16 protein-coding genes are annotated in these 15350 nt (G+C 70.9%); 5 read left to right on the forward strand and 11 right to left on the reverse strand.

The genetic code is table 11. The features are described from left to right. Positions 1-11: 11 nt before the first annotated feature. From NNL39_RS11350 to NNL39_RS11365, 4 genes are all read left to right on the forward strand, one after another. Positions 12-488 carry an NfeD family protein gene (locus NNL39_RS11350; RefSeq protein ID WP_255159387.1) on the forward strand — a complete coding sequence of 159 codons (477 nt, stop codon included), beginning with the start codon at positions 12-14 and terminating at the stop codon, positions 486-488. Further along, positions 485-1417 (forward strand): SPFH domain-containing protein, encoded by a 933-nt coding sequence (locus NNL39_RS11355; protein WP_255159388.1) that lies wholly within the window; start codon positions 485-487, stop codon positions 1415-1417. Before NNL39_RS11350 ends, NNL39_RS11355 begins: the two co-directional genes overlap by 4 nt. Positions 1418-1428: 11 nt before the next feature. Then, complete coding sequence (locus tag NNL39_RS11360) at positions 1429-2193, forward strand: glycerophosphodiester phosphodiesterase family protein (protein ID WP_255159389.1); 765 nt, start codon at positions 1429-1431, stop codon at positions 2191-2193. A 126-nt stretch (positions 2194-2319) separates the two neighbouring features. Next, complete coding sequence (locus NNL39_RS11365) at positions 2320-2688, forward strand: RNA polymerase-binding protein RbpA (RefSeq protein WP_255159390.1); 369 nt, start codon at positions 2320-2322, stop codon at positions 2686-2688. On the opposite strand, the gene NNL39_RS11370 is transcribed toward NNL39_RS11365, so the two are convergent. From NNL39_RS11370 to NNL39_RS11415, 10 genes are read right to left on the reverse strand one after another with little or no spacing between them, the layout of a single operon-like run. After that, on the reverse strand, positions 2685-3428 hold the full coding sequence (locus NNL39_RS11370; RefSeq protein WP_322972916.1) for a polyprenol monophosphomannose synthase: 744 nt from the start codon (positions 3426-3428) through the stop codon (positions 2685-2687). The genes NNL39_RS11365 and NNL39_RS11370 overlap by 4 nt on opposite strands. Then, entirely contained in the window at positions 3425-5014 is a 1590-nt protein-coding gene (gene lnt / locus NNL39_RS11375; protein WP_255159391.1) for an apolipoprotein N-acyltransferase, read from the reverse strand. The genes NNL39_RS11370 and lnt overlap by 4 nt, the downstream gene beginning before the upstream one ends. A gap of 37 nt (positions 5015-5051) precedes the next feature. Next, entirely contained in the window at positions 5052-7499 is a 2448-nt protein-coding gene (locus NNL39_RS11380; protein WP_255159392.1) for a DEAD/DEAH box helicase, read from the reverse strand. Beyond that, positions 7492-8298, reverse strand: coding sequence for a twin-arginine translocase subunit TatC (tatC, locus tag NNL39_RS11385; RefSeq protein WP_255159393.1), 807 nt, complete (start codon positions 8296-8298; stop codon positions 7492-7494). Before tatC ends, NNL39_RS11380 begins: the two co-directional genes overlap by 8 nt. Positions 8299-8301: 3 nt before the next feature. Beyond that, positions 8302-8523 carry a twin-arginine translocase TatA/TatE family subunit gene (locus tag NNL39_RS11390; RefSeq protein ID WP_255159394.1) on the reverse strand — a complete coding sequence of 74 codons (222 nt, stop codon included), beginning with the start codon at positions 8521-8523 and terminating at the stop codon, positions 8302-8304. Between the two features lie 39 nt (positions 8524-8562). Continuing rightward, positions 8563-9564 (reverse strand): helix-turn-helix transcriptional regulator, encoded by a 1002-nt coding sequence (locus tag NNL39_RS11395; protein ID WP_255159395.1) that lies wholly within the window; start codon positions 9562-9564, stop codon positions 8563-8565. After that, on the reverse strand, positions 9557-10546 hold the full coding sequence (locus tag NNL39_RS11400) for a helix-turn-helix transcriptional regulator (RefSeq protein ID WP_255159396.1): 990 nt from the start codon (positions 10544-10546) through the stop codon (positions 9557-9559). The genes NNL39_RS11395 and NNL39_RS11400 overlap by 8 nt, the downstream gene beginning before the upstream one ends. 7 nt (positions 10547-10553) lie before the next feature. Beyond that, a complete protein-coding gene (locus tag NNL39_RS11405) occupies positions 10554-11546 on the reverse strand; it encodes an FKBP-type peptidyl-prolyl cis-trans isomerase (RefSeq protein WP_255159397.1) in 993 nt (330 codons plus the stop codon). Between the two features lie 5 nt (positions 11547-11551). Then, positions 11552-12538, reverse strand: coding sequence for a tRNA (adenine-N1)-methyltransferase (locus NNL39_RS11410; protein ID WP_255159398.1), 987 nt, complete (start codon positions 12536-12538; stop codon positions 11552-11554). 3 nt (positions 12539-12541) lie between these two features. Further along, positions 12542-13222 (reverse strand): HAD family hydrolase, encoded by a 681-nt coding sequence (locus NNL39_RS11415; RefSeq protein WP_255159399.1) that lies wholly within the window; start codon positions 13220-13222, stop codon positions 12542-12544. Positions 13223-13297: 75 nt separating this feature from the next. Here NNL39_RS11415 and NNL39_RS11420 point away from each other — a divergent pair, with 75 nt between their 5' ends. Beyond that, a complete protein-coding gene (locus tag NNL39_RS11420) occupies positions 13298-14218 on the forward strand; it encodes a PAC2 family protein (protein ID WP_255159400.1) in 921 nt (306 codons plus the stop codon). 264 nt (positions 14219-14482) lie between these two features. Here the strand turns inward: NNL39_RS11420 and NNL39_RS11425 are convergent, their stop codons facing one another. Beyond that, positions 14483-15349: an undecaprenyl-diphosphate phosphatase gene (locus NNL39_RS11425; protein WP_255159401.1), complete on the reverse strand. Its 867-nt coding sequence runs from the start codon at positions 15347-15349 to the stop codon at positions 14483-14485. Between the last annotated feature and the right edge of the window lies 1 nt (position 15350).

A 15350-nucleotide genomic window follows, 5' to 3' on the forward strand; every position in this document is an offset into this window, starting at 1 on the left:
GAGGTGCGACCATGGTCGATCTGACGCAGTACCTCTGGATCATCTGGCTCGTGTTCGTGGTGGTCTGCGTGATCATCGAGGTGCTGACCCTCGAGTTCACGTTCATGATGGTCGCGGCCGGCTCGCTCATCGGAGGCCTCGGCGCCAACCTGCTGGGCGCCGAGTGGTGGGTGCAGATTCTCGCCGCCGCCGTGATCTCGGGGCTGCTGCTCTTCACCATCCGGCCGCTGCTGCTGAAGACGCTCGATCGCGGTGTTGAGCCCGCGCGCACCAACGTCGACGCCCTCATGGGCATGACGGCCCGCGTCACGGCCGCCTTCGCTGACGGCGCCGGCTACGTCAAGCTCGCCAACGGCGAGACCTGGACGGCGCGGCTCGCGCCGCAGCACGAGACCTTGGCCCTCGCCGAGGGCGACCGCGTGGTCGTCACGCGCATCGACGGAGCGACCGCCGAGGTCGCCCCTGCAGAACGGAGCGAAGCACCATGATCACCACCGCCGCCTTCATCGGCCAGATCTTCGTGACGGCGCTCGTCGTCGTCGTCGCGATCTTCGTCGTCGTCGTGCTCATCCGCTCGATCCGCATCGTGCCGCAGGCCTACGCCGGTGTCGTGGAGCGGCTCGGCCGATACCGCAAGACCCTCCAGCCGGGGCTCAACATCCTCGTGCCCTTCATCGACCGCATGCGGCCCCTCGTCGACATGCGCGAGCAGGTCGTCTCGTTCCCGCCGCAACCGGTCATCACCGAGGACAACCTCGTGGTGTCGATCGACACCGTCATCTACTTCCAGGTGACGGATGCGCGCGCGGCGACCTACGAGATCGCGAACTACCTCGCCGGTGTCGAGCAGTTGACCGTCACGACGCTGCGAAACGTGGTCGGTGGTCTCAACCTCGAGGAGGCGCTGACGAGCCGCGACAACATCAATGGCCAGCTGCGCGTGGTGCTCGACGAGGCGACCGGCAAGTGGGGCCTGCGCGTCAACCGCGTCGAGCTCAAGGCGATCGACCCGCCCCTCAGCATCCAGGACTCGATGGAGAAGCAGATGCGCGCCGAGCGCGACCGCCGCGCCGTCATCCTGACGTCTGAGGGCTCGAAGCAGTCGCAGATTCTCGAAGCAGAGGGTGCTCGTCAGTCGGCGATCCTCAAGGCCGAGGGTGAGGCGCAGGCGCAGATCCTCAAGGCCGAGGCCGAGGCGAAGGCGATCCTCACGGTGTTCGAGGCCATCCACCAGGGCAACCCCGATGCGAAGCTGCTGGCCTACCAGTACCTGCAGACGCTGCCGAAGCTCGCCGAGGGCGACGCGAACAAGCTGTGGATCGTGCCGAGCGAACTCACCGAGGCGCTCAGGGGCATCGGCCAGGGCTTCTTCGCCGGAGGGGCCGACTCGGCGCCGCCCCGCGCACCCAAGGCCTGATGCCGACAGCGATGAGCACCGCCGGGCTCGCCTACTTCGAGCCGGCGGTGCCGCGCGTGCTCGCGCATCGCGGGCTCGCGCTCGAGGCACCGGAGAACTCCTTGCTCGCGTTCGCGCACGCTCTGGCGCTCGGGGTGACGCACATCGAGACCGATGTGCACGCGAGCGCCGACGGCATCGCGGTGATCGCCCATGACACCGACCTGACGCGTGTCGCCGGACGCCCCGACCGCGTCGACGCGCTCATGGTCGCCGAGCTCGCCGCCCTCGATCTGGGCGAGGGCCAGCACCTGCCGACGCTCGCCGAAGCCCTCGATGCGTTTCCGGAGGCGCGCTTCAACATCGACCTCAAGAGCGCGCAGGCCGTGCAGCCGACCGTGGACGCCATCCGCTCCGCGCGCGCTGAGCACCGCGTGCTGCTGACGTCGTTCAGCGAACGCCGTCGTCGGGCCGCGCTCGCCCTGCTGCCCCAGGTGGCGACAAGTGCCTCGGGCCCGCGGTTCGCCGCGGCACTGCTGTCCTCCGTGGTGCGCGGCGGGCCGCTCGTGCGGGCGGCGCTGCGCGGGCTGCACGCGGTGCAGATCCCCGTGCGCGCGCTCGGGCTCGACACGGTCTCCCCCGCGCGCATCCGGGCCTTCCACGCTGCGGGGGTCGAGGTGCACGTGTGGACGATCAATGAGTCAGCCGAGATGACGCGCCTGCTCGCCCTCGGCGTCGACGGCATCGTCACCGACCGCGCCGACCGCGCGCTCGAGGTCGTCGCGACGCTGGAGTGACGCTGTCAATGCCCTGGGAAGCGTCCTCGTCGCACGGTCCGTCCCAGTGAACGGGTCTATACCTATACATGAACTTGCTCGCGCCCTTCCGGGGCGGGCGATGTCGGTCACTTGAGAGGAACGGGCATGGCGGAGCGCACGCTGCGGGGCATGAGACTCGGCTCGCAGAGCATGCAGAGCGAAGAAGGCGTCGAATTCGCCGACCGCCAGCGCGCTCAGTACCGCACGGCCGGTGGCGAGACGTTCGATGTCATCTTCGCCGCCGACGCCGAACTGCCCGACACGTGGGAGTCGCCCAAGAGCGGCCACGAAGGAGTGCTGCTCGCGCCCGACGGCACCCCCATCGACATCGAGGTCGGCGAGACGAAAGCCCCTCGCACGCACTGGGACATGCTGCTCGAGCGCCGCACGCGCGACGAGCTCGAAGAACTGCTGCAGGAGCGCCTCGAGCTGCTGCGCGCCCGCCGCGGCGGGGGCGAGCGCATCGGCGCCTAGCGCGCGGTCGAGCGGACCGGCCCGCGCCCGAGTCGGGCCGACACGCCCCACCACGTCACGCGCGCGAGCGCCTCGGTGACGATCCCCGCGTGCATCTTCGAGCGTCCCGTCTCGCGCTCCACGAACGCGATCGGATGCTCGAGCACCACACCGCCTGCGGCCTCGACCCGCCAGGCGAGCTCCACCTGGAAGCAGTAGCCCTGCGAGGAGACCACCGCGCGGTCGAGCCCGCGCAGCGCACTCGTGCGGTAGGCGCGGTAACCGGCTGTCAGGTCGTGGATGCGGGAGCGCAGCATCCACCGCGCATAGCGGTTGCCCGACCGCGAGATCGCGCGTCGTGGCCCGGGCCAGTTGACTACCGAGCCCCCGTCGACCCATCGCGAGCCGATCACGAGGTCGGCCGGGCCGCTCTCGAGCAGCGTGAGCATGGCCGGCAGCTCGGCGGGATCGTGCGAACCGTCGGCGTCGATCTCGACGACCGCGGCGTAGCCCTGGTCGATCGCCCGCGCGAAACCCTGCAGGTAGGCTGCGCCGAGGCCCTCCTTGCGCGCACGGTGCAGCACCGAGACGTGGGTATCGGCTGAGGCGAGCGCGTCGGCGATGCCGCCCGTCCCGTCGGGCGACCCGTCGTCGACGATGAGCACATCGGCGCTGGGGACGGCTGCGCGGATTCGGGCGATGATCGACCGGATGCTCTCGGCCTCGTTGTACGTGGGCACGACCACGAGCGTGCGCATCATCGGGGCCCGTCCGGCTCCTCGTGCACCCGCGCGCGAGCTCGCCCGCCTCGGCCGATCAGCAGCCCGGCGAGCGTGATCGTCAGCAGGCCGAACAGGATCACGCCCCACTCGAGGGTGCGGCCGAGCGCGTGCGCGGGCGTGACGGTGTCGCTCAGGGGCACCTGCTGCACCATGGTGCCGGGCTCGAAGAGCGGGAGGCTATCGAGCGTCGAGCCGTCGGGCAGCACGATCGCGCTCGCGCCGACCGTCGAGGCGTTGACGAGCGCCCGGCCCGACTCGATCGCGCGCAGGCGGGCGATCGCGAGCTGCTGCACGCTCTGGTCGCTCACCCCGAAGTCGGCGTTGTTCGTGGGCGCGAGCAGCACCTGGGCGCCCTCGTCGATCTGCCGGGCCAACAGGTCGTCATCGACGATGTCGTAGCAGATCGAGATGCCCGCGATGACGCCGTCGAGATCGACCACGGTGTCGCGCTGGCCGAACGAGTAGTCGCGCGGCACGAGATCGAACAGGCTCGGGGCGAGCGGGTAGAAGAAGTCGCGCGCGGGCAGATACTCGGCGAAGGGCACCGGATGCACTTTGTCGTACTGGTCGACCGAGCCCTCCCCCGCGCGCCAGAGCAGCACGGAGTTGAACGTCTCGTCGCCCTCCACGGTGATCGTGCCGACGACCACGGGCGCCTCGAGCCGGTCGCTCACGAGGTCGAGCACCGAAGCGGCGTACTCGCTGCGCAGGGGGTCGAGGTCGCTCGCGTTCTCGGGCCACACGACGACGTCGAGGTCGAGGCCCTGATCGAAGAGCGTGCGCGTCGCGTCGTAGTGGTCCTGCAGAATCTGCCCCTGCTCGTACTCGGCGAAGAGCCCCGAGTCGGAGTCGCCCTGCACGGCGGCGACCGAGATGGTGCCCGTCGTGGCGATCGGCACGGCCGGCCAGACGAGCAGGGCGGTGAATGCTCCGGCGACGAGGATGCCGCGGCGCAGCATCCCGACCCGACGTTCGATGACGACGGCGACGAGCATCGCCGAGAACCATGCGAGCAGGAAGGTGAGTCCGGAGAACCCGACCCAGGCTGCCCAGTGATTGAGAGGACCTTCCGCCTGACTGTGCGCCAGCCGGCCCCACGCGAAGCCACCGAAGGGGAACACGCTCGCGACCGCCTCGCGCGCCGTCCACGCCGCCGCCACCACGGCGGGCGTGAGGATGAGGCGACCGGCGACGCCGGGCCAGGCGCGGGGCACCCAGCGCCACGCGAGCATGATGAGCACGCCGCCGAGCGCCGTGAAGAACACCTGCGCGAGCGTCAGGGCCAGCCACGGCACGATGCCGAGATACACCGTCAGCCACTCGATGAGGATGCCGTAGTAGGCGAAGCCGCTCACGGCGCCGACGAGCAGCGCACCACCGATACTGCGGCCGCGCAGACTTGCGAGCACGAGCGCGGTGCCGACGATCGTGAACGGCCACCAGGCGATGTCGGGGTACCCGAGATCCATGAACCACCCGCCCACGATGGCCGCGAGCAGTGCGAGATCGAGCGAGAGCGGTCGTGCGGTGGCACGGCCCGCATCGGCCGGGATCGTCGAGGTCACGAGGCAGAATCCTAGGCGACCGGGCACGGTGCCCGGCTCAGGCGACCGAGCTGTAGGCGACGATGCCGCGGCGGATCGCGTCGAGCGCGCTGCGCGCCGTGCGCCCGACCGGTCCATCGGCGACGATCGAGATCTGATCGAGGAGGTCGATGGTCTGCTTGGTCCAGCGCACGAAGTCGCCTGCCGCGAGGTCAGCATCGCGCAGCACTGCGTCGAGCGACGCCCCGGCGGCCCAGCGGTGCATGGGCAGGGCCAGCGTCGTGGCGAGGGGCTCGCTGCCCGGCAGCCGATGCTCGTGCTCGAGATCGTCGAGCGAGGCCCAGAGCTCTTGCGTGCGCTCGAGCGCCGGCCGGAAGGCGCCGCGCGGCAGCGCGTACTCGGGTGCCTGCCCGTCATCGCGGCGCGCGGCATACACGATGGCGCTGGCCATCGCCCCGAGCGAGGGCACGTCGAGGTCGCGCCAGAGCCCGCGACGCAGGCTCTCGGCCACGAGCAGATCGCGCTCGCCGTAGATGCGGCGCAGCGAGCGGCCGTGGGTCGTCAGACCCAGGCGGCCGTGCTCGTCGGTCTCGAGGTAGCCGAGCTCGGCGAGAATGTCGGTGATGCGGTCGAAGACGGCGGCCACCGCGCCCGTGCGACCCGTGATCTGCCGGCTGACCTTCTCGGTCTCGCGGCTCAGGCGCCACCAGCGCTCGGCCCAGCGCGCGTGCGCCTCACGCTCGGCGCACCCGTGGCACGGGTGCTTGCGCATGCGCGTGCGCACGCCCTCGATCTGCTTCTGCCGGCGCAGCTTGTCGGCTTTCTCACCCGGCTCGCCGACGCGTCGTGTGCCGCGCTCGAGGTCGCTGAGCTCGCGCCGCAGCGCCGCGTACTCGGTGTAGTCGCCGAGGTGGCAGGTCATCGCGCGCGCGTAGCCCTCCAGTGCCTCCTGGTTCTTGCGCACCGTGCGAGCGAGATCGACGACGGCGCGGTCGGCCTGGAACTGCGCGAAGCTCGATTCGAGCACCTCGCGCGTGCGCTCGCGACCGAACTGCTCGATGAGGTTGACGGCCATGTTGTACGTGGGGCGGAAGCTCGAGTTGAGCGGGTAGGTGCGACGCGATGCGAGCGACGCGACCGCCTGCGGGTCGAGCCCGCCCGTCCACTGGATGACCGAGTGGCCCTCGGTGTCGATCCCCCGCCGCCCGGCTCGGCCCGTGAGCTGGGTGTACTCACCGGGCGTGATGGGCACGCGCGCCTCGCCGTTGAACTTCTCGAGCTTCTCGAGCACGACGGTGCGCGCGGGCATGTTGATGCCGAGGGCGAGCGTCTCCGTCGCGAACACGACGCGCAGCAGCTTCTTCTGGAACAGCTCCTCGACGACCTCCTTGAAGGCCGGCAGGAGGCCGGCGTGGTGCGCGGCGACACCGCGCTGCAGCCCGTCGAGCCACTCCCAGTAGCCGAGCACGGCGAGGTCGTCGTCGCGCAGCGTGCGGCAGCGCTCTTCGACGATGAGCCGGATCTCTTCACGCTCGGCGGCATCGGTGAGTCGAATGCCCGAGCGCACGAGCTGCTTCACCGCTTGATCGCAACCCGCTCTGCTGAAGATGAAGAAGATCGCGGGCAACAGATTGCGGGCCCCGAGCATCCCGACGATCTCGGCGCGATCGGCGCGCCCCTCCCCCGCCGGCCGCTTCTCCCAGCGTCTCGGATGGTGCTGGCGGCCGCGGTGCGGGGTGTGGCCGCCGGCCTTCGCGAGCTGCACGAGCTCAGGGTTGACGCGGTTCGTGGCGGCCTTGCCCGAGGAGTCGAAGAGGTCGAGCAGCTTCGAGCGCACGAGCACGTGCTGCTCGAGCGGAACGGGGCGGGTCTCGCTCACGATGACGTCGGTGTCGCCGCGCACGGCCTGCAGCCAGTCGCCGAACTCTTCAGCGTTCGAGACCGTCGCGCTGAGCGAGATCATGCGCACGTGCGCCGGCAGGTGGATGATGACCTCCTCCCACACGGCCCCGCGGAACCGGTCGGCGAGGTAGTGCACTTCATCCATGACGACGAAGGCGAGGTCGGTGAGCAGGTCGGAGTCGGCGTACAGCATGTTGCGCAGCACCTCGGTGGTCATGACCACGATGCGCGCACGGGCGTTGATGTTGGTATCGCCCGTCAGCAGACCCACCTCGCTGTGGCCGTACTGGGCGACGAGCTCGGTGTACTTCTGGTTGCTCAGCGCCTTCATCGGGGCGGTGTAGAAGATCTTGGCGCTCGGCTCGAACATCGCCAGGAACACGGCGAACTCGGCGACGATCGTCTTGCCAGCGCCGGTGGGCGCGGCGACGAGAACACTGCGGCCCTGCTCGAGTGCCGCACAGGCGGCATGCTGGAAGGGGTCGAGCTCGATCGTCAGCCCGTCGCGGAAGGCGCGCAGGCGCGGCAGCGCCCGCAATTCGCGCTGGGCCGCGTAGCGTTCGGCAGGGCTCGGTGCGTCGGTGTCGCGTGCGGCGTCACTCATCGACGCGGATGCCGTACTCGGCGTTGAGCGCCGCCTCGCGCTTGGCGACCCGCTTGTCGTTGATCGAGGCGATGCCCGCGGCCGCGAAGTAGAGCCCCACCATCGGGATGGCGAGGAGCACCATCGACAGCACGTCGGCGGCGGGCGTCGCGATCGCCGTGAACGCCGTGATGCCGAGGATCGCCCATCGCCAGGCCTTCAGGATGCCCGTGCCCGTGATCACGCGGGCGAGGTTGAGCGCCACGAGCACGACCGGGAAGAGGAACCCCGCCCCGATCGCAAGAATGAACTTGATCGCGAAGTCGAGGTAGATGCGCGCGCTCAGCAGCGTCGCCGACTCGCCGAAGGCGAAGCTCGTCAGCAGGATGACGATGTTGGGGAACACGAACCACGCCGCGAGGCAACCGCCCACGAAGAGCGGCACCGAGGCGGCGATGAAGCCGATCGCGAAGCGCTTCTCACGCTGATGCAGGGCCGGCACGATGAACGCCCACAGCTGGTAGAGCCAGATGGGTGACGACGCCACGATGCCGACCAAGAACATGATGAGCAGGCGGGTGTCGAAGGCCTCGCCGATCGTCGTGTAGGCGAGGGTCGCATCGCGGTCCTGCGCCTCGGCGACGGCCAGCACGGGGGCGCTGAGGGCGGCCCAGACGAAGTCGACGGCCCACCAGGCCGGGATCGAGAACAGGATGATCGCGACAGCCGAGATCGAGATGCGCTTGCGCAACTCGACGAGGTGCTGCCCGAGGGACATGCGGCCCTCGGGATTCCGGGGCCGCGGTTCGCGGCCGGCCACGGACTACTTCGACGAGGAGGTGTCGGTGCTGTCGGCCTTCGGCGCGGTGCCCGCGTCGGTCCCCGACTCGCCGTCGATGTCCTTGTTCTTGATCTCCTTCTTGAAGATCGTCATCGACTGGCCGAGGCTGCGCGCGAGCTGCGGCAGCTTCGGGGCGGCGAAGAGCAGGATGACCACGAGGAGCAGGATGAGGCCGGTCCAGCCACCGAGGTTTCCACCGAACATGGGGTCGTCCTTACGTTCACGGATGCGATGTGTCGGAGTCTAGCGGTCGGCGCTCGGAGTCTCCTGCGCGGACCCGCCGTCGTCGGCCGCGAGCGCGGACCGCGCCCAGTCGGCGACCGCCGCGCGCGCGACCGAGGGCTCCAGGATCTCGACGCCGCCGGCGAGCCGGGCGGCGATGCGCCCCAGGATGCCGACGTGCGCGATGCGCAGCGTCACGGTCGCGCTCTCCCCCTCGATCCGCACCGGGTCCTCCGGCCCGCGGTAGTCCGCGATGAGCGGCAGGGCCGCCGCGGGCAGGCGCAGGGTGACCCGCTCGTCCGTGGATGCGCCCTGGAAGAGCTCGTCGCCCGGGGTCGCGGCCTCGTGCGCCTCGGCCTCGCCGAGCAGCTCGGCGCTCGCCATGCGGTCGAGCAGGAAGGTGCGCTCGGCGTCGCGCGTGAGGCACCATCCGCGCAGGTACCAGGCGTCGTCGACGCCGTCGAAGCTGATCGGGTCGACCTCGCGCACCTCGCGCACGCCGCGCGTCGTCACGTAGTCGATGCGCACGCGCCGCCCGGTCGAGACCGCCTCGGCGAGCGTCGCCTGGATGGCGGCGAGCTCGCCCGCGCGCACCGCGAGCGGTGCGGGTGCCCCCGTGGCACCGCGCGCGAGCTTGGCCATGAGCTCGACGATGTCGACGCGGGCCGCGAACTCGGGCAGGGCGGCGACGCGCTGCAGACCGGCGAGCAGCGCGGCGGCCTCGCGCGACGAGAACCGGGGCTTGTCCTCCATGGGCGCGGCGCGGAACCGGATGATGCCGCGCTCGTCGAAGTCGTCCCAGTCGATGTCGAACAGGGTCTCGTGCGTGTAGGTGCCGTCGGCGCCGGGCGTGCCGCTCATCGCGATGAGCATGACGGCCTTGCGCATCTCGTCAGGAGTCGTGCGGAAGTGCGCGGCAGCCTCGTCGACCGTCACGCGCACCTGGTCGATGAGGTACGGCACGAGGGCCAGCAGGAAGGCGAGCTTGTCCTGCGCCTTCGGCGGGGCGGGGCGCTCAGCCATGCGTCTGCACCACCTTGTGCCAGCGCGCGCGCACCGCGTCGCGCAGCGCCGCGGGCTCGACGACCTGCACGTCGGCGCCGAACGCGGCGAGCTCGTCGGCGAGGATGTCGAGGTCGGTGGCGTGCACCTGCAGGCCCCGCGCGGCCTCCTCCGTGCCCGGGCGGTTGCGCATGACGACCTCGGCCTCGCTGCCCGGGCGCACGCGCACGGTCGCCACCGTCGACCGCCAGAGCGCGGCGAGCTCGTCGAGCACGCGCGCCGGCTCGTCGGCCGACGGGCGCACCGTGGCGGGCGCGCCCGCGAGCACGACGGGGCCGACGATGCGGCGCAGCAGGAAGGTGCGCCGAGCATCCACCCCGTCGTCGAAGGCGTGCAGATGCCAGCGCCCCTCGTGGAAGACGAGGGCGAGCGGCGACACCGTGCGGTGCTCGGCGGCGGCCTGGCCCGGCTTCAGGTACGGGAAGGTCACCTGCTGGCCGCGATCGATCGCGGCCGTGAGGGGCTCGTGCGCGGCGTCACGCGTGCGGATGCTCGGGGCGAAGCCGATGACGGCGTCGTCGATGCGCACGCCGAGCGACTGCAGCTTGGTGAGCGCGCGCCGCGAGTCGGTCGAGAGCGACCCCTCGCGCCAGACCTGGGCCGCGAGCGTGAGCATCGCGTACTCCTCGGGGCTGAACACGATGTCGTCGGGTAGCTGGTACCGCGAGGGCGGGATGCGGTAGCGCTGCAGCTTCGTGTCGCCGTCGGCGCCGGGCGCGTCGACGGTCTCGAGGGGCACGCCGAGCTCGCGCAGCTCCTCCTTGTCGCGCTCGAACTGCCGCTCGAGGTTCGCGCGGTCGGCCGCGACGTCGTAGCGCGCGGCGTAGCCAGTGACGGTCGAGAGGATCTCGGCCTTCGTGAGCCCTTGCTCGGTCGCGAGGAGCGCCAGCACGAGGCTGAACAGGCGCTCTTCGACCGGTACCCGCCGTGACGACGAGGGCATGGGGGCCTTAGCCCTCGATGCCGAGGATGTCGACGACGAACACCATCGTCGACCCATCGGGGATCGTGGCGGGGGCCTGACCGGCGGGGTAGCCGAACTCCGGCGGGATCACGACGATCACCTGCGAGCCGACCGTGCGGCCGACGAGCCCGTCGGCGAGTCCGGTGACGATGCCGTTCGGGTCGTTCTCGAAGCTCGTGATCGTGAACGTCGCCGGGGCGCCGCGCTCCCAGCTCGAGTCGAAGATCGTCTTCGTGCTCCAGAGCAGCCCCGTGTAGTGCAGCACGGCACGGTCGCCCTCCTCGATCGCCGCACCCTGGCCGAGCACGAGCGTGTGCGAGCGAAGCTCGGTCGGCGGCGCCTCATCGGGGATCGTCACGCCGGGCGTGCCGTTGGGTGCCGTCACGACGGCGGGGATGCCCGCCGCGCCGAGCTGGGGAAGACCGGTCGCCCGGCCGAGGTAGGCGGCCTGCACATCGAGCACCATGACGATCGCGTCGTCGTTGGCGAGCCCGAGACCGGGGTCGAGCGTGTCAGCGCCGAAGACGTCTTCGATCGTGCCCGTCACGGCGATGCGCGAGCCGACCTGGGCGCACTGCACGGCCTCGGCGAGCAGGTCGATCTCGCTGCCGGCGGTGCGGCGCAGCGGCGCCTCCTCGTCGGAGTAGGCGCTCGCGGTGATGAGCTCGCCGTCCTCGCCGTTGAACAGGCTGACCTGGAAGTCGACGATCTGGCCGGCGGCGATGCGGTCGCCCTCGCCCGCGTCGATCACGGCCTGCTGCGTGCCATCGGTCGTGAGCGGCGTCGGGAACTCGACCTCGGGGGCGCTGCCGAACGCGCCGGAGGCCTCGACGTAGCCGGGCGCATCCCCTGTCGGCACGACGGGGGTGCATGCGCCCGAGGCGGCGGGGCCGGTGCACGCGACGAGCGAGCCGATGAGGGCGCTGGTCAGGACGAGGGCGGAAGCGGTGCGCACAGAGCGTCGGGGGGTCGCAGTCACACCTGTCACTCTATCGGGCGGCGCGCCGACTTCTCGGCGAGGGCCTGAGCCTCACGGGCGGCCTTGCGCAGGCGCTTGTCGCTCGCCTGCCGGTCGCCGACGGCCCCCGGAGTCCACAGCTCGAGGTCGACGTCGCCGTACTCGGTCTTCGAGCCGCGCTTGGCCTTCACGAAGCGCCCCGCGCCATCGGCGAGCCGTCGTGCGGTGAGCAGGAACCCCGTGTGCGCGACCATGCGGTGGTCGGGACGCACCGACAATCCGTCGACGTTCCAGCCGCGCACCATCGTCTCGGTCGACACGGGCTCGGTGAAGGTCTCGGTGAGGCGGATCGCCTCGGCCACCCGCGAGAGCTGCGTGGCGGTCGCGACATACACGAGCAGCACTCCCCCGGGCGTGAGCGCCGCGGCGACGGCGTCGAGGCACTCCCAGGGCGCGAGCATGTCGAGCACGGCGCGGTCGGCGGTGCCGTCGGGCACGGCCTGCGGCAGGGCATCCTGCAGATCGCCCATCGTGATCGTCCAGTTCTCGGGCCGCGCGCCGACGTAGGCGCTCACGTTGCCCTCGGCGATCTGCGCGAACTCCTCGCGCCGCTCGAACGAGAAGAGGTGGCCGCGCTCGCCGATGGCGCGCAGCAGCCACATGCTCAGCGCGCCCGAGCCGACGCCGGCCTCGACGACGCGCGCACCCGGGAAGATGTCGGCCTGCGCGAGGATCTGCGCGGCGTCTTTCGGGTAGATGATGGCGGCGCCGCGCGGCATCGACATGACGAAGTCGGTCAGCAGCGGGCGCAGCGCGAGGTAGGCGACGCCCTGCGAGTTCTCGACGACGCTGCCGTCGGGCAGTCCGATGAGCACCTCGTGCTGCAGCACGCCGCGGTGGCTGTGGAAGGCGTTGCCCGCCTCGAGCGTGATCGTGTTGAGCCGCCCCTTGGGGTCGGTCAGCTGCACCTGGTCGCCCTCGACGAAGGGGCCGCTCTGTCGGCGGGTGGTCATGGCTCAGGCCCCTGTCGCTCGGTGGTGGTGACGCGCGAGCGCGCCGGCGAGGTCGGCGACCGTGCGCCCGGCGAGCGTCGGCCACAGCTCGTGGGTGGGGCCCTCGTGCAGCGTGAGGTGCAGGGGCACGCCGATCGCGGCGGCACCCGACGCGACGGCCGAGACGAGCCCGAACTCGCTGTCTTCGATCGCGACGCAGTCGTGAATGGCCACGCCGAGCCGTTCGGCGGCGAGCAGGTACGGCTGCGGGTGCGGCTTGGGGTGCTCGACATCATCGCCCGCGATCACGACATCGAAGACGTCGTCGCCGATCGCGCCCGCGATCTGCAGCGCCATGCGACGGATCGACATTGTGACGAGGGCGATCGGGATGCCCGCCGCGCGCAGCTCGGTGATGAGCTCCAGTGCGCCCGGTCGCCACGGCACGTCCGTCTCGACCTGCAGCATGACCCGGTCGGTGAGGGTGCTGATGATCTCGTCGACCTCGAGGGCGACGCCCGCCTGCTGCAGGATGCGGGCCGACTGCACGAGGCCGGAACCGACGAGCTGCATGCCCTGGGCCTCGCTCCAGGTGCCGCCGTGCTCGCCGACCAGCTCGGTCTCGGCGCGCATCCAATAGGGCTCGGTGTCGACGATGGTGCCGTCCATGTCCCAGAGAACGGCGGCAGGAGTCGGAGCGGTCACGACGCACGAGTCTAGTTGCGTTCTATCCTGGGGCGACCCCTCGGCACCGGCCGCGGGCGTCAGGAGGGTGCATCGGTGACGCAGAGCGATCTGTTCCGCAGCGGGCGGCTGCTCGTGGTCGCCTTCGAGGGCTGGAACGACGCCGGCGAGGCCGCGAGCGGCGCCGTGCGCGCGCTCAAAGAGGTGCTCGACGTCGTGCCCATCGCTGACATCGACCCCGAGGACTACTACGACTTCCAGCTCAACCGACCCCACGTCGAGTTCGACGACGACGGCAAGCGGCGCCTGCGCTGGCCGGGCGTCACGCTCTACGGTCCCGCGGGCGATGACGGGATGCCCCGCACGCGCTCGGCGGGCGACGACCCCATCGGCGTGAGCGGGACGAACCACGAGAACATCTACCTCCTGCTGGGCACCGAGCCCTCGCGCGGCTGGAAGACCTTCGCGACCGAGACCATCGACCAGGCGCTCACGGCCGACATCACGGGCGTGATCCTGCTCGGGGCCCTGCTCGCCGACGTGCCGCACACGCGCCCCATCGCGATCCACAGCTCGAGCGAGAACCCCGACGTGCGCGACGAGCTCGGCGTCGAGCGCAGCAGCTACGAGGGGCCCGTCGGCATTCTCAGCGTGATCGCGACGATGGCGGAGGAGGCCGGGATTCCGACGGTGTCGCTGTGGGCATCCGTGCCGCACTACGTGCACAACGCGCCCTCGCCCAAGGCGACGCTCGCCCTGCTCGACAAGCTGGAGGAGCTCGTCGACGTCGTCATTCCGCGCGGCGACCTGCTCGATGAGGCGCGCGAGTGGGAGGAGGGCATCGACGCCCTCGCGAACGACGACGACGAGATGCGCTCGTACATCGATCAGCTCGAGCGCGCGCGTGACGCCGTCGAGGCGCCCGAGGCGAGCGGCGAGGCCATCGCGCAGGAGTTCGAGCGCTACCTCCGCAAGCGCGACGACGAGCCGCCGGCCGACGGGCCCGGCGCCGGCTGAGGAGACTGTTCGACTGTCCGCGGGGCCCGGTGTTCTGACGAGATTCTCGTCGTGTCGCCCGCTCCGCCCGGCGCGTCGCCCTGAACTTCCGGTCTGAGCGACACGTCGCCGAGCCGCGCCGATCTCCACAACTCAGGTGTCGCGTGACTCCACGGTCCGCGACACGCCGGTGGAGCATCCTGAAGCCGCATCGGCGCGCGCCATCTCCTGAATTGTGGAGATGTGCGGATGCTCGCGCGGGGTCGCGCGCGGGCGCGAGCCGCGCTAGAGCGGGTCGAGCACGCCCGTCGAGAGCAGCACGATGAGGGTGCCGCCGAGCAGCAGCCGGTAGATCACGAAGGGCAGGAACGAGCGCTTCGAGATGTAAGCCATGAGCCCGGCGATGACCGCGAGGCCGACGCCGAAGGCGACGACCGTGGCGGCCGCGATCTCGAGGCCCGAGAACGGACTCGACCCGGGCTCGCGGATGGCCGTGACGAGCTCGTAGAGCCCGCTGCCGAAGACCGCGGGCACCGCGAGCAGGAAGGCGTAGCGCGCGGCGGCCGGCCGGGTGTAGCCGAGCGCGAGGCCCATCGTCGTCGTGGCTCCCGAGCGCGAGACCCCGGGGATGAGCGCGAGCATCTGCGCCGCGCCGTACGCGAGGCCGTGCGGGTAGGTGAGGTCGGTGAGCTCGCGCGTGCGCTTGCCGAGCCAGTCGGCGAGGCCGAGCAGGATGCCGAAGACGATGAGCACGATCGCGACGATCCAGAGCGAGCGGAAGCTCGAGCGGATGTACTCCTGCGCGAAATAGCCCACGAGCACGATCGGCACGGTGCCGATGATGATGAGCCAGCCCATGCGCACATCGGGGTCGTCGCGCGGGATGCCCCGCTCCCCTCCCTCGGAGTGGGACCCGCCGCGCGGCCCGAACGAGCGGAACCACTTGCCGATGATGCGCGTGATGTCTTTCCAGAAGTAGAGCAGCACGGCGAGCTCGGTGCCGATCTGCGTGATCGCCGTGAAGGTCGCGCCCGGGTCGGTCGCGCTCGGCAGGAACTCGCCGACGATGCGCAGGTGCGCGCTCGACGAGATCGGCAGGAACTCGGTGAGACCCTGGATGAGGCCGAGGAAAAGCGCTTCGAGGAGGGACACG

It is taken from the genome of Microcella humidisoli (assembly GCF_024362325.1).
Lineage (GTDB): Bacteria > Actinomycetota > Actinomycetes > Actinomycetales > Microbacteriaceae > Microcella > Microcella humidisoli.